General features: G+C 56.9%; 30 protein-coding genes. All 30 read right to left on the bottom strand.

Features of this window, described 5'->3' with window-relative positions; all coding sequences use genetic code 11:
- Positions 1-99: 99 nt before the first annotated feature.
- A complete protein-coding gene (gene rpsK / locus P7079_RS02200) occupies positions 100-492 on the bottom strand; it encodes a 30S ribosomal protein S11 (RefSeq protein WP_278013207.1) in 393 nt (130 codons plus the stop codon).
- 51 nt (positions 493-543) lie between these two features.
- Positions 544-912, bottom strand: coding sequence for a 30S ribosomal protein S13 (gene rpsM, locus P7079_RS02195; RefSeq protein WP_278013206.1), 369 nt, complete (start codon positions 910-912; stop codon positions 544-546).
- Between the two features lie 114 nt (positions 913-1,026).
- Positions 1,027-1,140, bottom strand: coding sequence for a 50S ribosomal protein L36 (gene rpmJ, locus P7079_RS02190; protein WP_278013205.1), 114 nt, complete (start codon positions 1,138-1,140; stop codon positions 1,027-1,029).
- A gap of 39 nt (positions 1,141-1,179) precedes the next feature.
- Positions 1,180-1,401 carry a translation initiation factor IF-1 gene (gene infA / locus P7079_RS02185; protein WP_278013204.1) on the bottom strand — a complete coding sequence of 74 codons (222 nt, stop codon included), beginning with the start codon at positions 1,399-1,401 and terminating at the stop codon, positions 1,180-1,182.
- Positions 1,402-1,628: 227 nt separating this feature from the next.
- Positions 1,629-2,468 carry a type I methionyl aminopeptidase gene (gene map, locus P7079_RS02180; RefSeq protein ID WP_278013203.1) on the bottom strand — a complete coding sequence of 280 codons (840 nt, stop codon included), beginning with the start codon at positions 2,466-2,468 and terminating at the stop codon, positions 1,629-1,631.
- Entirely contained in the window at positions 2,468-3,043 is a 576-nt protein-coding gene (locus tag P7079_RS02175) for an adenylate kinase (RefSeq protein WP_278013202.1), read from the bottom strand. The genes map and P7079_RS02175 overlap by 1 nt, the downstream gene beginning before the upstream one ends.
- On the bottom strand, positions 3,040-4,329 hold the full coding sequence (gene secY, locus P7079_RS02170; RefSeq protein ID WP_278013201.1) for a preprotein translocase subunit SecY: 1,290 nt from the start codon (positions 4,327-4,329) through the stop codon (positions 3,040-3,042). Before secY ends, P7079_RS02175 begins: the two co-directional genes overlap by 4 nt.
- A gap of 226 nt (positions 4,330-4,555) precedes the next feature.
- On the bottom strand, positions 4,556-5,017 hold the full coding sequence (rplO, locus tag P7079_RS02165; RefSeq protein ID WP_278013200.1) for a 50S ribosomal protein L15: 462 nt from the start codon (positions 5,015-5,017) through the stop codon (positions 4,556-4,558).
- Positions 5,017-5,196, bottom strand: coding sequence for a 50S ribosomal protein L30 (gene rpmD, locus P7079_RS02160; protein WP_278013199.1), 180 nt, complete (start codon positions 5,194-5,196; stop codon positions 5,017-5,019). The genes rplO and rpmD overlap by 1 nt, the downstream gene beginning before the upstream one ends.
- A complete protein-coding gene (gene rpsE, locus P7079_RS02155; protein WP_278013198.1) occupies positions 5,196-5,888 on the bottom strand; it encodes a 30S ribosomal protein S5 in 693 nt (230 codons plus the stop codon). The genes rpmD and rpsE overlap by 1 nt, the downstream gene beginning before the upstream one ends.
- A gap of 22 nt (positions 5,889-5,910) precedes the next feature.
- Positions 5,911-6,282: a 50S ribosomal protein L18 gene (rplR, locus tag P7079_RS02150; protein WP_278013584.1), complete on the bottom strand. Its 372-nt coding sequence runs from the start codon at positions 6,280-6,282 to the stop codon at positions 5,911-5,913.
- Entirely contained in the window at positions 6,282-6,818 is a 537-nt protein-coding gene (gene rplF, locus P7079_RS02145; protein ID WP_278013197.1) for a 50S ribosomal protein L6, read from the bottom strand. Before rplF ends, rplR begins: the two co-directional genes overlap by 1 nt.
- A gap of 14 nt (positions 6,819-6,832) precedes the next feature.
- Positions 6,833-7,231 carry a 30S ribosomal protein S8 gene (gene rpsH / locus P7079_RS02140; RefSeq protein WP_278013196.1) on the bottom strand — a complete coding sequence of 133 codons (399 nt, stop codon included), beginning with the start codon at positions 7,229-7,231 and terminating at the stop codon, positions 6,833-6,835.
- Positions 7,232-7,286: 55 nt separating this feature from the next.
- On the bottom strand, positions 7,287-7,472 hold the full coding sequence (locus tag P7079_RS02135) for a type Z 30S ribosomal protein S14 (protein WP_278013195.1): 186 nt from the start codon (positions 7,470-7,472) through the stop codon (positions 7,287-7,289).
- Between the two features lie 2 nt (positions 7,473-7,474).
- Complete coding sequence (rplE, locus tag P7079_RS02130) at positions 7,475-8,020, bottom strand: 50S ribosomal protein L5 (protein ID WP_278013194.1); 546 nt, start codon at positions 8,018-8,020, stop codon at positions 7,475-7,477.
- Positions 8,017-8,361 carry a 50S ribosomal protein L24 gene (gene rplX, locus P7079_RS02125; protein WP_278013193.1) on the bottom strand — a complete coding sequence of 115 codons (345 nt, stop codon included), beginning with the start codon at positions 8,359-8,361 and terminating at the stop codon, positions 8,017-8,019. The genes rplE and rplX overlap by 4 nt, the downstream gene beginning before the upstream one ends.
- Positions 8,361-8,729: a 50S ribosomal protein L14 gene (gene rplN / locus P7079_RS02120; RefSeq protein ID WP_278013192.1), complete on the bottom strand. Its 369-nt coding sequence runs from the start codon at positions 8,727-8,729 to the stop codon at positions 8,361-8,363. Before rplN ends, rplX begins: the two co-directional genes overlap by 1 nt.
- A gap of 76 nt (positions 8,730-8,805) precedes the next feature.
- Positions 8,806-9,081 (bottom strand): 30S ribosomal protein S17, encoded by a 276-nt coding sequence (gene rpsQ, locus P7079_RS02115; protein WP_278013191.1) that lies wholly within the window; start codon positions 9,079-9,081, stop codon positions 8,806-8,808.
- 8 nt (positions 9,082-9,089) lie between these two features.
- Positions 9,090-9,323, bottom strand: a complete 234-nt coding sequence (gene rpmC / locus P7079_RS02110) for a 50S ribosomal protein L29 (protein ID WP_370870596.1) — start codon at positions 9,321-9,323, stop codon at positions 9,090-9,092.
- A complete protein-coding gene (gene rplP / locus P7079_RS02105) occupies positions 9,320-9,736 on the bottom strand; it encodes a 50S ribosomal protein L16 (RefSeq protein ID WP_278013190.1) in 417 nt (138 codons plus the stop codon). The genes rpmC and rplP overlap by 4 nt, the downstream gene beginning before the upstream one ends.
- A 5-nt stretch (positions 9,737-9,741) precedes the next feature.
- Positions 9,742-10,560 carry a 30S ribosomal protein S3 gene (rpsC, locus tag P7079_RS02100; protein WP_278013189.1) on the bottom strand — a complete coding sequence of 273 codons (819 nt, stop codon included), beginning with the start codon at positions 10,558-10,560 and terminating at the stop codon, positions 9,742-9,744.
- 2 nt (positions 10,561-10,562) lie between these two features.
- Positions 10,563-10,934, bottom strand: coding sequence for a 50S ribosomal protein L22 (gene rplV, locus P7079_RS02095; RefSeq protein WP_278013188.1), 372 nt, complete (start codon positions 10,932-10,934; stop codon positions 10,563-10,565).
- 17 nt (positions 10,935-10,951) lie between these two features.
- Positions 10,952-11,233 (bottom strand): 30S ribosomal protein S19, encoded by a 282-nt coding sequence (gene rpsS / locus P7079_RS02090; RefSeq protein ID WP_278013187.1) that lies wholly within the window; start codon positions 11,231-11,233, stop codon positions 10,952-10,954.
- A gap of 17 nt (positions 11,234-11,250) precedes the next feature.
- Positions 11,251-12,087, bottom strand: coding sequence for a 50S ribosomal protein L2 (gene rplB, locus P7079_RS02085; protein WP_278013186.1), 837 nt, complete (start codon positions 12,085-12,087; stop codon positions 11,251-11,253).
- A 29-nt stretch (positions 12,088-12,116) separates the two neighbouring features.
- The gene (gene rplW / locus P7079_RS02080; RefSeq protein ID WP_278013185.1) at positions 12,117-12,431 is read right to left on the bottom strand and encodes a 50S ribosomal protein L23; all 315 of its coding nucleotides are present in this window, start codon (positions 12,429-12,431) and stop codon (positions 12,117-12,119) included.
- Positions 12,428-13,075: a 50S ribosomal protein L4 gene (rplD, locus tag P7079_RS02075; protein ID WP_278013184.1), complete on the bottom strand. Its 648-nt coding sequence runs from the start codon at positions 13,073-13,075 to the stop codon at positions 12,428-12,430. Before rplD ends, rplW begins: the two co-directional genes overlap by 4 nt.
- Positions 13,076-13,081: 6 nt before the next feature.
- Positions 13,082-13,753 carry a 50S ribosomal protein L3 gene (gene rplC / locus P7079_RS02070; protein ID WP_278013183.1) on the bottom strand — a complete coding sequence of 224 codons (672 nt, stop codon included), beginning with the start codon at positions 13,751-13,753 and terminating at the stop codon, positions 13,082-13,084.
- A gap of 11 nt (positions 13,754-13,764) precedes the next feature.
- Positions 13,765-14,073, bottom strand: a complete 309-nt coding sequence (rpsJ, locus tag P7079_RS02065; protein ID WP_278013182.1) for a 30S ribosomal protein S10 — start codon at positions 14,071-14,073, stop codon at positions 13,765-13,767.
- Positions 14,074-14,494: 421 nt separating this feature from the next.
- A complete protein-coding gene (tuf, locus tag P7079_RS02060; RefSeq protein ID WP_278013181.1) occupies positions 14,495-15,685 on the bottom strand; it encodes an elongation factor Tu in 1,191 nt (396 codons plus the stop codon).
- Positions 15,686-15,801: 116 nt separating this feature from the next.
- Positions 15,802-17,886: an elongation factor G gene (fusA, locus tag P7079_RS02055; RefSeq protein WP_278013582.1), complete on the bottom strand. Its 2,085-nt coding sequence runs from the start codon at positions 17,884-17,886 to the stop codon at positions 15,802-15,804.
- Between the last annotated feature and the right edge of the window lie 7 nt (positions 17,887-17,893).

The raw sequence follows: 17,893 nt of genomic DNA, 5'->3' as shown, positions 1-17,893 counted from the left end.
TATGTTTTCCTTTCACATGACGCCCACTATATGACGCCTATTACACGATCCTCTCAGGTGGCGGCGGCGCCGCCGAGGAAAAGCCCGAAGGCCAGTGGATCAAACGCGACGGCGCTTGGGCGGACGAACGCCATTATGAGCCTGAGGGGTCACGTCCGAAATCGACGTCACTTCCAGACCAGCGGCGGTCAGCGAACGAATAGCGGTCTCGCGGCCTGAACCCGGACCCTTCACGAAAACGTCAACTTTCTTCACACCCTGCTCGATTGCGCGGCGTGCAGCGTTCTCAGCAGCAAGCTGAGCTGCATATGGGGTAGACTTACGCGAACCCTTGAAGCCGACCATGCCCGACGATGCCTGAGCGATAACTTCGCCCTTGGTGTCGGTGATCGAAACGATCGTGTTGTTGAAGGTGGACTTGATATGAGCCTGGCCGTTGCCAACGTTCTTACGAAGGTTACGGCGCGACCGGTTCTGAGACTTTGGTGGCATTTTTTGTCAATACTCCTGAATATCGTCGATTCTCGCTAAAAAGCGGAACTACTACTTCTTCTTACCCGCAACCGTACGCTTCGGGCCCTTGCGGGTACGAGCATTGGTCTTCGTGCGCTGACCGTGAACCGGCAGGCCCATGCGGTGACGACGGCCCTGGTAAGAACCGATTTCAATCTTGCGGCGGATGTCCGCCTGGATCTCACGTCGAAGATCGCCTTCGACCTTGTAGGACTCGTCAATGTGGTTCTTCAGCTTGACGAGGTCATCCTCAGTGAGGTCCTTAACGCGGGTATCAGGGTTGACACCGGTAGCGGCGAGGGTTTCAACCGCGCGAGTGTGTCCAATGCCGAAAATGTAGGTGAGAGCAACCTCGATACGCTTTTCGCGAGGGAGATCAACTCCAGAGAGACGTGCCATTGTGTTGGCTCCTATTTTTCATCCGAAGGTGTGGAACATTGCTTCCCAAACGGGCCCCGGCCTTCGGACCGAGGGTTGGCTTTCGCCTGCAATGCCTCTTTCAAAATGTCAGTTTCAGCCCTGACGCTGCTTGTGTCGCGGATTGTCGCAGATGACCATGACGCGACCATGCCGGCGAATGATCTTGCAGTTTTCGCAGATCTTCTTAACAGACGGCTTGACCTTCATAGTTGTCGTTCTTCCTTGCCCGCCTCGAAAGGCGGAGTTTTACTTGTAGCGGTAGACGATTCGGCCACGGGACAGATCGTAGGGAGTCATCTCCACGACCACGCGGTCCTCTTGAAGAATCTTGATGTAGTGCTGGCGCATCTTGCCAGAAATGTGAGCGAGCACGACGTGCCCGTTCTCCAACTCGACTCGAAACATCGCATTAGGCAGGGCCTCAACGACCGTGCCTTCTACCTCGATGACGCCTTCTTTTTTCGCCATATTCTCCGCTTACGTTGATTGCAATTTGGCACTGCCCCGATGGAACAGTGAGTGATTCTGCGCGCAGAATGCACCAATAGATAAGTTTACGCCCGAATACTTTGTTTTGAAAAGTGACAATGCGGTGGAGCACGTCACTACTACGTTGTTCGATAGTGCCCCCTCGTCGGGAAGTCCGCAACGCAGAAAACAATCGGGTGGCAGAAAACCCTGCCACCCGATACGTCTCAATCGAGAGGAGCAACCTCGACTCCGAAACGCGCAAGCTCGCTTGCACCGCCGTCGGGAGAGGTAATCACCCAGATACCACCCTCGTGGAGGACAACTTCGTGTTCCCAATGGCACGCATCTTTGCCATCAATGGTCACTACTGTCCAGTCATCGGAAAGCGTCTTATTGTCCTGCTTGCCAGCGGTAAGCATGGGTTCGATACACAAGGCCATTCCCGGCTTCAGTCGTGGCCCGCGATCCCCAGTGTTGTAGTTCGGTACGTCGGGAGGCAAGTGCATTGACGTTCCAATTCCATGACCGACATAGTCAAGGACGATGTCCGGCCGCTCACTAGAGGGAAGCGACATGACGTAGTCGTCAATCGCTTCTCCAATATCGCCAACGAAACGTCCCTGAGCCATCGCAGCAATGCCAACCCACATCGATTCCTCGGTCTGAGCACACAACCGCTGGCGGTCAGCTCGAACCTTTGGATCGCCACCAGGCAATACTACAGAAAACGCAGCATCGCCATTCCATCCATTCACGACTGCTCCGCAATCAAAGGAAACAAGATCTCCAGGTTGCAAAACGTAGTCGTTCGGGATGCCGTGTACGATCGTCGAATTCACTGAAATACATGTTTGCGCCGGATATCCGTAGTATCCAAAAAAGTTCGACTTTACGCCGGCTTCATCGAGAACCTGCAAAGCGACGTCGTCGAGCTCTTTGGTGGTCACGCCCGCACGCACGTTTTCACGCAGAGCCTGATGGATTCGCGCTACGACGAGACCAGCCTCGCGCATCGCACGAAACTGGTCATCTGTCTTATATTCAATCTTGTCGCGTACGCGCATCAGGCAAGATGCTCTTTCAATGCAGACAGGATGCGCTCGGTCACATCTTCGATACTTCCGTTACCATCCACTTCGAGAACGAGTCCGCGCTTTGCATAGACGTCCACAAGTGGAGCAGTCTCGGCGTGGTAGACCTCAATACGGTGCTTGATAACCTCTTCAGTATCATCGGCACGTCCCTCGATCTTTGCACGATTGAGAAGTCGGCCGACAATATCCTCATCCGGAATAGCAATTTCGACGACGACATCGATTGCCTCGCCCTTTTCTGCCAGCATCGCATCCAATGCGTCAACCTGGGCGAGATTGCGGGGGTAACCATCGAGAAGGAAGCCATTCTTTGCGTCATCTTGCGCAAGACGATCGCGAACCATCGCATCGGTAATCTCGTCAGGAACGAGGTTGCCTTTCGATGTGTACTCCTGAGCCTTCTTCCCCAGCTCAGTTCCCTCAGACATATTCTTTCGGAAAATGGCACCAGTGGAGATGGCGGGAATTGACAACGCTTCGGAAATGAATGTTGCCTGTGTGCCCTTACCTGCACCAGGAGGGCCAACAAGAATAAGACGAGTCATCGCAAGAATCCTTCGTAGTGACGCTGCTGGAGCTGGGCGTTAATATCCTTGACAGTCTGCAGACCAACTCCAACGAGAATGATAATTGACGTGCCACCGAAAGCAGCACCTTGGACGCCCATGCGGGCGAAGACGATCTGCGGAATCAGCGCAACAATCGCAAGATAAATCGCTCCGACCCAGTTAATGCGACGAACAACGTAACGCAGGTAATCCGCCGTCGGCGCGCCGGCACGGATACCCGGAATAAAACCGCCGTAGCGCTTCATATTGTCCGAGATCTCTTCTGGGTTGAAAGTAATCGACGTGTAGAAGAACGAGAAGAAGATGATCAGCACGACATAGGTGAAGATGTACCAGAAGGACTGGTAGGTGAAGTTATTGTGAACCCATGCAACCCACGTGGAATTCTGGTTTCCAAACTGAGCGATCATCTGTGGCAGCGACAAGATGGAGGACGCAAAGATCACGGGGATCACGTTTGCCATATTGATCTTGATCGGAATGTACGTTGAAGTGCCTCCGTATGTGCGACGGCCGATCACGCGCTTTGCATACTGAACCGGGACACGACGCTGGCAGGACTCAACATAGACAACCACAGCAGTAATCACGAGGAACATGGCAACCACCAGGATCATCCAGGTCAGACCACCGTTACCCTGGTACACCTGTCCGAGGAGTGCGGGGAAATTCGCTGCAATGCCGGTGAAGATCAAAAGAGACATACCGTTGCCAATACCGCGTTCAGTGATCACTTCTGCAAGCCACATCACGAGGGTCGTTCCAGCAGTCATCGCAAGGATGATCATCAGAAGACGGAACGGGCTCGAATCCGGAACCACGGGAAGCTGGCAGGCCTGGAAAAGCTGACCGGAGGCAGCAACCGAAGCGAACACCGATGACTGGACAATCGCAAGAAATACTGTCAGGTAGCGAGTGTACTCGGTGAGCTTATTCTGACCAGTCTGGCCTTCTTTGTGTAGTTCCTCAAAACGAGGAATAACGACACGCATCAGCTGGACGATAATCGACGAGGTGATGTACGGCATAATACCGAGCGCGAACACTGAAAGCTTCAGCAGGCCACCGCCAGCGAAGATGTTCATCATGGCAAGAAGATCTGCAGTACCAGCTTGCGTCAAACATGTCTCAACATTCTTGTATGAAACATACGGCGCAGGAACATAGGTGCCGAAGCGATAGATCACCATGATGAGGATTGTGATCAGCAACTTTCGCCGAAGATCCGGCGTGCGGAATGCAGACACTAGCGCTCTAAACAAGGAATCTCCTCCTGGATTGTGGCCACTCGTGGCGGGGGCTCTGTAATGGCGCACAGAGCGCCAAGAAAAGACTATACCCGGCGGCAAGGAATTGCACACATACTTGAACATTGGGCGGCGTATCTCACTCATTGAGAACGTTTCTTGATCTTAAAAGCACGATAATGCATCGTCAAAATGAAGATGGGGCCCGCACTAAGTGCGAGCCCCATCGTGAGTATTACGATCAGCGAGCGTTCACGGAACCGCCAGCTGCTTCGATCTTCTCCTTAGCGGAGCCAGACCAAGCATCGACAGTGACGTTAACCTTCACCGACAGATCGCCGTTGCCGAGAACCTTCACCAGGTGTCCGCTACGAACGGCCCCCAGGGCGACGAGCTGCTCAACAGTGACATCTCCGCCATTCGGGAAGAGATCGTTCAGTGCTGAAACATTCACCACCTGGTACTCAACGCGAGCCGGGTTCTTAAAACCGCGAAGCTTCGGGAGGCGCATATGCATCGGCATCTGACCACCCTCGAAGCCCGGACGAACCTGGTAACGAGCCTTCGTACCCTTGGTACCGCGACCAGCGGTCTTGCCCTTCGAGCCCTCACCGCGACCAACGCGGGTGCGAGACTTCTTGGAGCCCGGTGCCGGGTAGAGATCGTGAATCTTCAGGATCTTGCCTTCGTTCTGCTCTGCCATCAGTCAACCTCCTCCACTTCAACGAGGTGTGCCACGGCGCGGATCATACCGCGAACCGCTGGGGTATCTTCGCGAACCACGCTCTGGTGAATCTTGCGAAGCCCGAGGGTCTTCATGGTTTCCTTCTGATTAATCTTCGAGCCAACGAGGCCCTTAACCTGAGTAATCTGAAGCTTCATTACGCACCAACTCCTGCTGCCGCAGCCTCGTTCTCAGCTGCTGCCTCAGCGGCCTCAGCATCTTCACGAGCCTTCTTCTCGAACTCAGCACGAGCACGGAGCATCCCAGCTGGCGCCACACGCTCAAGCGGGAGACCGCGGCGTGCTGCCACTGCCTCAGGCTGCTCAAGTTTCTTGAGAGCCGCAATGGTTCCACGCACGATGTTGATCGCATTGGAGGAACCGAGCGACTTGCTCAGCACGTTGTGGATACCAGCGGCTTCCATGATCGCACGGACCGGGCCACCGGCGATAACACCGGTACCCTGGGAAGCCGGACGAAGGAGAACCACACCAGCGGCATCTTCACCCTGCACAACGTGCGGGATGGTGGTGCCCAGGCGCGGAACCTTGAAGAAGTTCTTCTTTGCTTCCTCGGTTCCCTTAGCAATTGCTGCAGGAACTTCCTTTGCCTTGCCGTAACCGACACCAACGGTGCCGTTGCCATCGCCAACCACTACCAGAGCGGTGAACGACATACGACGACCACCCTTGACGGTCTTGGCAACGCGGTTAATGCTGACCACGCGCTCGACGTACGGATTCTTCTCCTCGGCGCGGCGATCGTTGCGGCGGTCATTGTTGCGGCCACCGCGGCGGCCCTGACGCTGTTCGCGTCCGGTGCCGTTCGCTTCATGCTGCTCTGCAGTCATGTCTTTATCCTCTCGCTTAGCCTTACAGGGTCAGTCCGCCGTCGCGGGCGCCATCGGCAACCGCAGCAACGCGACCATGGTACTTGTTACCACCGCGGTCGAAGACCACTGCAGTAATTCCGGCCTCAGTAGCGCGCTTGGCGATGAGCTCGCCAACCTTGCGCGCCTTGTCCACCTTGTTCTCGGAGCCCGAGCGAAGCTCGGCCTCGAGGGTGGAAGCAGACACCAGGGTGCGGCCGACGGTATCGTCGATAACCTGCGCAACCATGTGGCGGTTGGAGCGGGTGACAACGAGACGTGGACGCTCGGTGGTACCCGAGATGCGCTTGCGCAGACGCATGTGGCGGCGTGCGCGAGCAACAAACTTGCCCTTGCCCTTGATTGATACTGCCATCACTTACCAGCCTTTCCAGCCTTGCGGCGGATCTGCTCACCGGCGTACTTAACGCCCTTGCCCTTGTAGGGCTCAGGCTTGCGAAGCTTGCGGATGCGGGCAGCGATTTCGCCAACCAGCTGCTTGTTGATGCCATTCACCGAGAACTTCGTCGGACCATCAACCTGGAAGGTGATGCCCTCAGGAGCTTCGACGAGGATGGTGTGCGAGTAGCCGAGCGAAAACTCGAGATCCGAACCCTTGGCAACGACGCGGTAACCAGTGCCGACGATTTCGAGAGCCTTGGAGTAGCCTTCAGTCACACCAATCACATTGTTGTTGATCAGTGTGCGGGTCAGGCCGTGAAGCGAACGCGAAACGCGCTCATCGTTCGGACGGGTAACGACGATTTCGCCGTCTTCGAGCGCAACCTCGATCGGAGCAGGAACCTCATGGGTGAGTTCACCCTTGGGGCCCTTCACCGAAACGGTGCGACCATCAATCTTGACCTCTACGCCAGCTGGGACGGTAACAGGGAGCTTACCAATACGAGACATTGTGAACTCCTTCCTTACCAGATGTAAGCGAGGACTTCCCCGCCTACGCCCTTGTCCTTGGCCTCGCGGTCAGTGAGCAGTCCCGACGAAGTCGAAAGAATCGCAACGCCGAGGCCACCGAGGACCTGAGGGAGATTGGTGGACTTCGCGTAAACGCGAAGACCCGGCTTCGAGATACGACGCAGACCAGCGAGCGCACGCTCGCGACCCGAACCGTACTTGAGGGTGAGGGTGAGAGTCTTGCCGACTTTCGCCTCCTCCACCTCGAACTTGGCGATGTAGCCTTCGCGCTCAAGAATCGAGGCGATGTTGGCCTTCATCTTCGAGTACGGCATAGACACCGACTCGTGGAACGCCGAATTGGCGTTGCGCAGACGCGTGAGCATATCTGCAATTGGGTCTGTCATAGACATTGGGCTTCTGCCCTTCCTCGTCGTGGTTTCCCTTACGGACCTACGACGTAGTTTCTTACCAGCTGGACTTCTTGACGCCCGGGAGCTCGCCCGCAAGGGCCATCTCACGTAGGCAGACACGGCAGAGACCGAACTTGCGGTAAACCGAGTGCGGACGGCCACAGCGCTGGCAGCGCGTGTAGGCACGAACGGCAAACTTCGGCTTACGAGCAGCCTTTACCTTCAGAGACGTTTTCGCCATTGTCAGTTCTCCTTAAACGGGAAGCCGAGGTGCTTGAGAAGCGAGCGACCCTCGTCGTCGGTCTTAGCGGTGGTGACAACGGTGATATCCATGCCACGGACACGATCAATCTTGTCCATGTCGATCTCGTGGAACACGGACTGTTCCGTCAGACCGAAGGTGTAGTTGCCATTGCCGTCGAACTGCTTCGCGGACAGACCGCGGAAGTCGCGAATACGCGGCAGAGCGGTCGAGAGCAGACGATCAAGGAACTCCCACATACGATCACCACGAAGCGTCACGTGGCAGCCGATCGGCTGACCTTCGCGAAGCTTGAACTGAGCGATCGACTTGCGGGCCTTCGTCACCTGCGGCTTCTGGCCAGTAATCGCGGTGATGTCAGCGATAGCGCCGTCGAGTACCTTCGAATCACGAGCGGCGTCACCGACACCCATGTTCACGACGATCTTGGACAGACCCGGGATGAGCGAGACGTTCTCGTACTTGAACTCCTCCTGGAGCTTAGAAACGATTTCGTCCTTGTACATAGCCTTCTTGCGAGGGGTCACAGCTCGATCTCCTCTCCTGCGCGGCGGCCGATGCGCTCGCGCATGATCTTCTTACGACCATCACGCTCCACTTCGACCTCACGGAAGCCAACGCGAATCGGCTTCTTGTCCGGGCCAACAAGCGCAACATTCGACACGTGGATCGGAGCTTCAACAGTCTCGATACCACCGGTCGCAGCACCGCGCTCGGTGCGGGACACCTTGGTGTGCTTCTTGACACGCTGCACGCCCTCGACGACCACACGATCACGCTTGGTGTCAACTTCGAGCACGCGGCCCTGGAGACCCTTGTCGCGACCAGCGATAACCTGAACCAGGTCACCCTTCTTGATCTTCGCCATCAGATCACCTCCGGAGCGAGCGAGACGATGCGCATGAACTTCTTGTCGCGCAGTTCGCGTGCCACGGGGCCGAAAATACGGGTTCCGCGGGGCTCGTTGTCGTTCTTCAGGAGCACTGCCGCGTTCTCGTCGAACTTGATGTACGAACCGTCAGCGCGGCGCGTGCTCTTCGTTGCACGGACGACAACCGCCTTAACGACGTCGCCCTTCTTCACATTTCCGCCAGGAATAGCATCCTTGACGGTGGCGACAATCGTGTCGCCAATTCCGGCGTAGCGCCTCTTCGAGCCACCGAGAACACGGATGGTGAGAATTTCCTTCGCACCGGTGTTGTCGGCGACTTTCAGCCGCGACTCCTGCTGGATCATTTATTATCTCCTGTCGTCGTGCCGGTTCTCTTTCGAGCCTTGCCGAACGGATGGGTTACTTCTCGGAAAACCGAGATCACTTGGCTCGCTCGATAATCTCGACCAGGCGGAAATGCTTGGTCGCAGACAACGGGCGGGTCTCCATGATACGGACGAGATCGCCGAGGTGAGCCTCGTTGTTCTCGTCGTGAGCCTTAACCTTCTTGGTACGAGTCATGACCTTACCGTAAAGCGGGTGCTTACGGCGATCATTAACCTCAACCACGATGGTCTTGTCCATTTTCTCACTGACAACGTAGCCCGTGCGAACCTTACGGTAATTGCGCTGGGTCGTTTCAATCTGCTCGCTCATTGAGTTCCTCACTTCTTTGCCGACGGAGCGGTGCGGATGCCCAACTCACGCTCGCGGGCAACGGTGTAGATACGTGCGATTTCGCGGCGAACTTCCTTCAGGCGACCGCTGTCCTCGAGACGGTGGGTCACGGCGGAGAAACGAAGGTTGAACAGTTCTTCCTTCGACTCTCCAAGGCGCTCTGCGAGCTGCGCATCGGTGAGCTTATCGAGCTCTGCGGTGCTGATGCCCTTAGCCATCATTCACCTTCCTCTCGGGTAATAAAACGGGTCTTCATCGGAAGCTTGTGCATTGCACGAGACATAGCCTCACGGGCCAGGTTCTCGTCAACGCCGCCGAGCTCAAAGAGAACACGGCCAGGCTTGACGTTTGCGATCCACCATTCCACAGCGCCCTTACCGGAACCCATACGGGTACCGAGTGGCTTCTGGGTCAGCGGGCGATCCGGGAAGATGTTGATCCACACCTTGCCGCCACGCTTGATGTGACGGGTCATCGCAATACGTGCTGCTTCGATCTGGCGGTTGGTGACGTAGGCCGGCTCAAGAGCCTGAATGCCGTATTCACCAAAGGCCAGGGTGTTGCCGCCCTTGGACATACCCGAACGGGTGGGACGGTGCTGCTTACGGTGCTTTGTGCGGCGGGGAATGAGCATTTAACTCAGGCCTCCGTTTCCTGGGTAGTAGCGGGCTGCTCGGCCTTAGGAGCCTCAGCCTTGTTCACGTTCTCCTGGCGGTTGCCGCGGCCACCGCGGTTACCACGGTCATTACGACGGCCACCGCGACCATTGCCACGGCCACGGCCACGCGACGACTCGTTGAGCTGACGCTCATACTCGGCGTCGGTCATGTCGCCACGGTAAACCCAAACCTTCACGCCGATACGTCCGAAGGTGGTCTTAGCCTCATAGAAGCCATAGTCGATGTTCGCACGGAGCGTGTGCAGCGGCACACGACCCTCAAGGTAGAACTCGTTGCGCGACATTTCAGCGCCGCCAAGACGACCCGAAACCGACACGCGGATGCCCTTCACGCCAGCACGCTGAGCCGACTGAATCGACTTACGCATTGCGCGACGGAACGAAACACGAGCTGTAAGCTGCTCAGCAATACCCTGTGCAATCAGCTGGGCATCAGCCTCAGGGTTCTTCACATCAAGAATGTTGAGGTGAATGCCCTTGCCGATGAGCTTCTCAAGATCAGCGCGAAGGCGCTCAGCTTCAGCTCCGCGGCGACCGATGACGATTCCTGGGCGTGCGGTGTGAATATCCACAACCACGCGCTCCGAACGACGCTCGATCTTCACGCGAGAAATGCCCGCACGATCAAGGTTCTTTTCAACCATCTTGCGGATCTTGATATCTTCGCCGATGAAATCGGCGTAGCTCTGACCCGGCTTAGACGAATCGGTGAACCACTTGGCGCGGTGCTCGGTGGTCAGACCGAGGCGGAAACCGGTCGGGTTAACTTTCTGTCCCATTATCAGGCTCCCTTCTTCTCGGACTTCGTGCTGTTCGAGACAACGACCGTGATGTGGCTCGTGCGCTTCAGGATGCGGTTTGCGCGACCCTGCGCACGCGGTTGGATGCGCTTCATGGTCGGGCCTTCGTCAACGTAAGCAGCCGAAACCACGAAATCACCATCGACAAACTTCTCACCAGCTGCATCCGCAGCGTAACGAGCGTTCGCGAGAGCCGACTCGAGAACCTTCTTCACGTCCTTCGCAACCGCCTGCGGTGCGTACGTGAGCAGATCAACTGCTGCAAGCGCACGCATACCACGGATCTCGTTGACCACGCGGCGAGACTTCTGCGGAGTCACACGCACGTAACGCGCCTGTGCTTTTGCTTCCATAATTCTCTCCTCTTGCCTCAGCGGCGACGGCCCTTGCGATCGTCCTTGACGTGACCCTTGAAGGTGCGCGTCGGGGCGAACTCGCCGAGCTTGTGACCAACCATGGATTCGGTGACGAACACCGGAACGTGCTTCCGGCCGTCATGAACTGCGAACGTGTGGCCAAGGAAGTCCGGCGTGATAACCGAGCGACGCGACCAGGTCTTAATAACGTTCTTGGTGCCCTTTTCATTCTGATCGTCAACCTTCTTCATGAGATGGTCGTCAACGAACGGGCCCTTCTTCAAACTACGCGGCATAGCTCATATCCTCCTGATCAGCGCTTCTTACCGGTCTTGCGACGGCGAACAATGAGCTTGTCGCTGTGCTTGTTGGCATGGCGGGTACGACCTTCGGGCTTACCCCACGGAGTAACCGGATGGCGACCGCCGGAAGTCTTACCTTCACCACCACCATGTGGGTGATCGAACGGGTTCATCACAACACCACGGACAGTTGGGCGAACGCCCTTCCAGCGCATACGTCCGGCCTTGCCCCAGTTGATGTTGGACTGCTCTGCATTGCCAACTTCGCCAACAGTGGCGCGGCAACGAGCATCAACATTGCGGATTTCACCTGAAGGCATACGCAGTTGAGCGAGCTTGCCTTCCTTCGCAACGAGCTGTACCGACGTACCGGCTGAACGTGCGATCTTGGCACCGCCGCCCGGACGCATCTCGACAGCGTGAATCACGGTACCAACCGGGATGTTACGCAGCGGGAGGTTGTTGCCCGGCTTGATGTCAGCAGACGGACCGTTCTCAACCATGGAACCCTGAACGAGCTTGTTCGGAGCCAGGATGTAACGCTTCTCGCCGTCGGCGTAGTGCAGGAGAGCAATACGCGCGGTACGGTTCGGATCGTATTCGATGTGAGCAACGCGTGCTGGCACGCCGTCCTTGTCGTGACGACGGAAGTCGATCACGCGGTACTGACGCTTGTGTCCGCCACCCTTATGACGAGTGGTGATGCGGCCGTTGTTGTTACGGCCACCAGTCTTGTGAAGCGGGCGAAGCAGTGACTTCTCCGGAGTGGATCGGGTGATCTCGGCGAAGTCGGCAACGCTCGCACCGCGACGACCCGGGGTCGTCGGCTTGTACTTACGAATTCCCATGAGTTCTTTTCCTCTTAGTCCTGCCGGCGTCAGCCGACGATGTCACCGTAGATATCGATCGAGCCCTCGCGGAGGGTCACGATAGCGCGCTTCGTTGCCTTGCGACGGCCAATGCCGTTGCGAGTACGACGAGTCTTACCGTAACGGTTCTGGGTGTTCACCGAATCAACCTTGACCTTGAAGATCTCCTCAATCGCGAGTCTGATCTCGGTCTTGTTTGAATCCGGGTGTACGAGGAACGTGTACTTACCCTCGTCTTCCAGACGGGCGGCCTTCTCGGAGGCTACCGGCGCCAGGATGATGTCGCGCGGGTTCTTGTTCTTGAAAGCTGCGTACTCAGTCACTTCGTGGTCTCCTTCGAGTTAGCGGCAACCCAGTTGTTCAGAGCAGCCTCGGTGAAGATGACGTCGTCGGCAACGAGCACGTCGTACGCATTGAGCTGATCGGCGTAGAGCACGTGCGCCTCAGGTGCATTACGCAGCGAGAGGGCCGAGAGCTCATCCGAACGCTCGATCACAACGAGTGAGTTACCGGACTGTGTAACCTTGTTCAGCAGAACGAGAGCTGTCTTAGTCGATGGCTTCTCGCCACCGAGGAATTCGGTCACGACGTGGATGCGGCCGTTGCGTGCGCGATCAGACAGCGCCTGGCGCAGAGCAGCAGCAATCATCTTCTTGGGGGTGCGCTGAGCGTACGAGCGCGGCTGAGGACCGTGAACGGTTCCACCACCGGTGAAGTGCGGCGCACGGATCGAGCCCTGACGAGCGCGGCCGGTGCCCTTCTGCTTGAACGGCTTAACGCCACCGCCGGAGACTTCTCCACGGGTCTTGGTCTTGTGGGTGCCCTGGCGTGCAGCAGCAAGCTGAGCAACGACGACCTGGTGGATCAGCGGAATGTTGACCTCGAGATCAAACAGATCAGCTGCCAGAGTCACATCGCCGGTCTTCTTACCGGTTGCATCGAGCACGTCTACCTTGAAGTCTGCCATTTAAAATCAGGCTCCCTTCACGGACGAACGAATAACGACCACGCCGCCCTTGGGGCCCGGAATTGCACCGGTAACGAGAAGCAGGTTGTTCTCGGCGTCAATCGCGTGAATGGTCAGGTTCTGCACAGTGACGCGGGCCGAGCCCATGCGTCCTGCCATGCGCATACCGCGGAACACGCGGGACGGTGTGGCGCAGGCGCCAATCGAACCCGGCTTGCGGTGATTACGGTGGGCGCCGTGCGATGCCGAAACACCAGCAAAGCCGTGGCGCTTCATCACACCGGCGAAACCCTTACCCTTGGACTTGCCGATAACATCGACAACTGCGCCAGCTTCGAAGGTCTCAACACCAAGCTCCTGGCCGAGCGAGTACTCGGCAGCATCTTCGGTGCGGATCTCAGCAACATGGCGGCGCGGAGCAACTCCGGCCTTCTCGAAGTGACCAGCAAGTGGCTTGGTCACGTTCTTGTTCTTCAGCTCACCAGAGCCGATCTGAACGGCGGCATATCCGTCAACCTCAGGGGTACGGATCTGCGTCACAACATTCTTTCCAACAGACACCACGGTGACAGGAATGAGGTGACCCTCTTCGTCCCACACCTGGGTCATGCCCAGCTTGGTGCCCAGAAGCGCCTTGTAAGCAGGCTTCTGCGGCGCAAAAGTAATTTTCTTGGTCATAATGCGTTACCTCAGAGCGTAATATCGACGCTGACATCGGCCGGCAAGTCCAGACGACGCAGAGTATCGATGGTCTTCAGGGTCGGATCGACGATGTCGATCAGGCGCTTATGCGTACGCATTTCAAACGCCTCGCGACTGTCCTTGTACTTGTGGGGCGAGCGAATGACCGTGAAGACATTCTTCTCGGTCGGCAACGGAACTGGTCCCACAACAGACGCTCCAGTACGGGTAACTTCGTCGACGAGCTTTTTCGCTGCGTTGTCGATGACCTCGTGGTCATAAGACTTCAGACGGATGCGGATCTTTTGTCCCGCCATGGCGTCGTCTCCCTCTCTCTACCGCGGCTAACCAAAATCCCATATGCATGGGCGTGCCGCACGATGATGAGTCGCAATCCGTCAAGCCCTATGTGATTTTGATGAACCATTCAATGTACCGGTCTGCTTTTGCAGATCGGCCAAGTTCTTAAAGCCCTCCCGGGCAACTAAACCAGTATGTCAGAAATTTACCCCAAGAGGCAATTTCAATAACAACATCGTGTTCAAACACACGAAACTGCGCACTGGTTAGTGCCGTTTTGGCATGAACCTGGAACATACTACCAGGATCATCAGCCATTCTCCAACATTGACGTTGTGGCTCCGCCATCATCTCGTTACAAGTATTTGTCATTATGCATAAACAGGAACCCCGATGCAGTGCATCGGGGTTCCTGAGGTTTTTGAACCGGTCAGATCATCACTTGATGATCTTGGTGACGCGGCCTGAACCAACGGTGTGGCCACCCTCGCGGATAGCGAAGCCGAGGCCCTCTTCCATAGCGATTGGCTGGATGAGCTCAACGGTCATCTCAGTGTTGTCGCCAGGCATGACCATCTCGGTGCCCTCTGGGAGGGTGATGATGCCGGTCACGTCGGTGGTACGGAAGTAGAACTGCGGACGGTAGTTCGAGAAGAACGGGTTGTGACGGCCGCCCTCTTCCTTCTTGAGCACGTAAACCTGTGCCTCGAAGTTGGTGTGCGGGGTGATCGAACCCGGCTTGGCCACAACCTGGCCACGCTCAACGTCCTCACGCTTGGTGCCACGCAGGAGGAGGCCACAGTTTTCGCCAGCCTCAGCGTAATCCATCTGCTTGTGGAACATCTCGATACCGGTAACGGTGGTCTTCTGAGGAGCGCGGATGCCGAGAATCTCGACTTCCTCGTTCAGGTTCAGCTGGCCACGCTCAACACGACCGGTAACAACGGTGCCACGGCCGGTGATGGTGAAGACGTCCTCGATCGGCATGAGGAACGGCTTGTCGAGATCGCGAACCGGATCGTCGAAGTAGGTGTCAACAGCTTCCATGAGCTCTTCGATGGAAGCGGTCCACTTCTCGTCGCCCTCAAGAGCCTTGAGAGCCGAAATCTTCACGACTGGAAGATCGTCGCCCGGGTAATCCTGGGACGAGAGAAGGTCGCGAACCTCCATCTCAACGAGCTCGAGGAGCTCTTCGTCGTCAACCATGTCAGCCTTGTTGAGGGCGACGATGATCTGCGGCACGCCCACCTGGCGGGCGAGCAGAACGTGCTCACGGGTCTGAGCCATCGGGCCGTCGGTAGCAGCAACCACGAGGATTGCGCCGTCCATCTGAGCAGCACCGGTAATCATGTTCTTGATGTAGTCGGCGTGGCCCGGGGCGTCAACGTGAGCGTAGTGACGCTTCTCGGTCTGGTACTCAACGTGGGAAACGTTGATGGTAATTCCGCGCTGGCGCTCTTCTGGAGCGTTGTCAACCTGATCGAACGGGGTGAACTCGTTCAGATCCGGGTACTTGTCAGCGAGAACCTTGGTGATAGCAGCGGTCGTCGTCGTCTTACCGTGATCGACGTGACCGATGGTGCCGATATTCATATGCGGCTTGGACTTGTCGTACTTGGCCTTGGCCACTATTCCCCTCCTGGGATTCGATTGTTTGGTTGTACAGCTTTGGGACGGAAGCACACGCTCCCTGACCCGAGGCTAGAAACCTACTGGTTACGGTTTATTGTAATCTACCTGTTGGCTCACTCGCCACGGGTCTTCTGGATGATTTCGTCGGACACAGCCTTCGGAACCTCCTGATACTTTGCGAACTGCATGGTGTACACTGCGCGACCCTGCGTCTTCGAACGCAGATCGCCGATGTAACCAAACATCTCGGAAAGCGGAACGAGAGCGCGAACGATCTTCACACCCGTCGCATCCTCCATCGAGGAGATCTGACCACGGCGAGAGTTAAGGTCGCCAATCACATCTCCCATGTACTCCTCAGGAGTACGAACCTCCACGTCCATCACAGGCTCGAGGATAACCGGCTTCGCGCGCTTAGCGCCCTCGCGGAATACCATCTGGCCTGCAATCTTGAACGCCATTTCGGAGGAATCGACGTCGTGGTACGCACCGTCTTCGAGGGTGGCCTTCACGTTCACCATCGGGTAACCGGCGAGAACACCGTTCTCCATGGCGGCCTGAATACCAGCATCGACTGACGGAATGTACTCGCGCGGCACACGGCCGCCGGTAACGGCGTCGATAAACTCGTAGGTCTTGCCTTCTTCGTTCTCCTCAAGGGGCTCGAAGGTTACAAGCACCTTTGCGAACTGACCGGAACCACCGGTCTGCTTCTTGTGAGTGTACTCAACGGACTTTGCAGTGCCGCGAATTGTCTCACGGTAAGCAACCATCGGCGAGCCAACGTTCGCATCCACCTTGAACTCGCGGCGCATACGGTCCACAAGAATATCAAGGTGAAGTTCGCCCATGCCGCCGATGACGGTCTGACCGGACTCGTCGTCAAGGCGAACCGTGAAGGTCGGATCCTCTTCAGCGAGCTTCTGGATAGCAAGACCCAGCTTCTCCTGGTCAGCCTTTGACTTCGGCTCGATGGCCACGTGGATCACTGGATCCGGGAAGGTCATCGACTCAAGCGAGATCGGGTGGTTGACATCGGTCAGGGAATCACCGGTGGTGGTGTCCTTGAGACCGACGACGGCGTAAATATGGCCTGCGTGTGCAGCATCAACCGGGTTTTCCTTATTCGAGTGCATCTGGAAGATCTTTCCAATGCGCTCCTTCTTACCCTTGGTTGCGTTGAGCACCTGGTCACCCTGCGAAACCTTACCCGAGTAGATGCGGACGAAGGTCAGGCGGCCGAAGAACGGGTGGACGGCGATCTTGAAGGCAAGAGCGGAGAACGGAGCGTCCTCTGAAGGCTCACGGGTGAGCTCAACTTCTTCATCCTTCGGATCGTGACCATGCACAGCACCGATATCGAGCGGCGACGGGAGGTAATCCACGACAGCGTCGAGAATTGGCTGCACGCCGATGTTCTTGTAGGCCGAACCAGCGAAGACTGGGAACGCCTCAGAAGCAATCGTCAAACGGCGAATAACTGCCTTCATCTCTTCCATGGTTGGCTCTTCGCCACCGAGGTACTTCTCAAGCAGTTCTTCGTCGTTCTCGGCGATAGTCTCGATAAGCTCGTTGCGGTACTCTTCCGCCTTCTCGAGCATATCGGCCGGGATTTCTTCTTCCACCACGACAGAGCCGAGGGTATCGTTACCCTTGTCGTCCTTCGCGGGGAAGCGGATTGCCTTCATCTTGAGCAGGTCAACGACGCCGGAGAGCTCCGACTCAGCGCCGATCGGCAGGTTGAGAACGAGCGGCTTCGCCTTGAGGCGATCCTTAATGGTCTGCACGGAGAAGTAGAAGTCCGCACCCATCTTGTCCATCTTGTTGATAAAGCAGACACGCGGAACATCGTACTTGTCAGCCTGGCGCCACACAGTCTCCGACTGCGGCTCCACACCTTCCTTGCCGTCGAACACTGCAACAGCGCCATCAAGGACGCGCAGCGAACGCTCCACCTCAACGGTGAAGTCAACGTGGCCAGGGGTGTCGATGATGTTGATCTGGACATCCTTGCCCTGAGCGTTCTTCCAGTAGGAGGTCACAGCAGCCGACGTAATCGTGATGCCGCGCTCCTTCTCCTGCTCCATCCAGTCGGTCGTCGAAGCGCCGTCGTGGGTTTCACCGATCTTGTAGTTAATACCGGTGTAGAAAAGAATGCGCTCGGTCGTGGTGGTCTTACCGGCGTCGATGTGCGCCATAATACCA

The organism is Arcanobacterium canis (assembly GCF_029625435.1).
GTDB lineage: Bacteria > Actinomycetota > Actinomycetes > Actinomycetales > Actinomycetaceae > Arcanobacterium > Arcanobacterium canis.
Note: the sequence above shows the minus strand (reverse complement) of the source record. Positions and strands in the feature narration are given on the sequence as shown.

Coding starts and splice junctions, on each gene's coding strand:
- rplP (WP_278013190.1), bottom strand. CDS start 9,736: ATGCTCATTCCCCGCCGCACAAAGCACCGTAAGCAGCACCGTCCCACC.
- rplF (WP_278013197.1), bottom strand. CDS start 6,818: ATGTCTCGTATTGGTAAGCTCCCTGTTACCGTCCCAGCTGGCGTAGAG.
- rplX (WP_278013193.1), bottom strand. CDS start 8,361: ATGGCGAAGATCAAGAAGGGTGACCTGGTTCAGGTTATCGCTGGTCGC.
- rplN (WP_278013192.1), bottom strand. CDS start 8,729: ATGATCCAGCAGGAGTCGCGGCTGAAAGTCGCCGACAACACCGGTGCG.
- rplV (WP_278013188.1), bottom strand. CDS start 10,934: ATGGAAGCAAAAGCACAGGCGCGTTACGTGCGTGTGACTCCGCAGAAG.
- rpsM (WP_278013206.1), bottom strand. CDS start 912: ATGGCACGTCTCTCTGGAGTTGATCTCCCTCGCGAAAAGCGTATCGAG.
- rpsQ (WP_278013191.1), bottom strand. CDS start 9,081: ATGAGCGAGCAGATTGAAACGACCCAGCGCAATTACCGTAAGGTTCGC.
- rpsS (WP_278013187.1), bottom strand. CDS start 11,233: ATGCCGCGTAGTTTGAAGAAGGGCCCGTTCGTTGACGACCATCTCATG.
- rpsE (WP_278013198.1), bottom strand. CDS start 5,888: ATGACTGCAGAGCAGCATGAAGCGAACGGCACCGGACGCGAACAGCGT.
- rpmC (WP_370870596.1), bottom strand. CDS start 9,323: ATGATGGCTAAGGGCATCAGCACCGCAGAGCTCGATAAGCTCACCGAT.
- rpmJ (WP_278013205.1), bottom strand. CDS start 1,140: ATGAAGGTCAAGCCGTCTGTTAAGAAGATCTGCGAAAACTGCAAGATC.
- rpsC (WP_278013189.1), bottom strand. CDS start 10,560: ATGGGACAGAAAGTTAACCCGACCGGTTTCCGCCTCGGTCTGACCACC.
- rplD (WP_278013184.1), bottom strand. CDS start 13,075: ATGGCAGACTTCAAGGTAGACGTGCTCGATGCAACCGGTAAGAAGACC.
- rplB (WP_278013186.1), bottom strand. CDS start 12,087: ATGGGAATTCGTAAGTACAAGCCGACGACCCCGGGTCGTCGCGGTGCG.
- infA (WP_278013204.1), bottom strand. CDS start 1,401: ATGGCGAAAAAAGAAGGCGTCATCGAGGTAGAAGGCACGGTCGTTGAG.
- fusA (WP_278013582.1), bottom strand. CDS start 17,886: ATGGCGCACATCGACGCCGGTAAGACCACCACGACCGAGCGCATTCTT.
- rplR (WP_278013584.1), bottom strand. CDS start 6,282: ATGGCAGTATCAATCAAGGGCAAGGGCAAGTTTGTTGCTCGCGCACGC.
- map (WP_278013203.1), bottom strand. CDS start 2,468: ATGCGCGTACGCGACAAGATTGAATATAAGACAGATGACCAGTTTCGT.
- rpmD (WP_278013199.1), bottom strand. CDS start 5,196: ATGAAGCTTCAGATTACTCAGGTTAAGGGCCTCGTTGGCTCGAAGATT.
- rpsJ (WP_278013182.1), bottom strand. CDS start 14,073: ATGGCGGGACAAAAGATCCGCATCCGTCTGAAGTCTTATGACCACGAG.
- P7079_RS02135 (WP_278013195.1), bottom strand. CDS start 7,472: ATGGCGAAAACGTCTCTGAAGGTAAAGGCTGCTCGTAAGCCGAAGTTT.
- rplC (WP_278013183.1), bottom strand. CDS start 13,753: ATGACCAAGAAAATTACTTTTGCGCCGCAGAAGCCTGCTTACAAGGCG.
- P7079_RS02175 (WP_278013202.1), bottom strand. CDS start 3,043: ATGACTCGTCTTATTCTTGTTGGCCCTCCTGGTGCAGGTAAGGGCACA.
- rpsH (WP_278013196.1), bottom strand. CDS start 7,231: ATGTCTATGACAGACCCAATTGCAGATATGCTCACGCGTCTGCGCAAC.
- rpsK (WP_278013207.1), bottom strand. CDS start 492: ATGCCACCAAAGTCTCAGAACCGGTCGCGCCGTAACCTTCGTAAGAAC.
- rplO (WP_278013200.1), bottom strand. CDS start 5,017: ATGGCAGAGCAGAACGAAGGCAAGATCCTGAAGATTCACGATCTCTAC.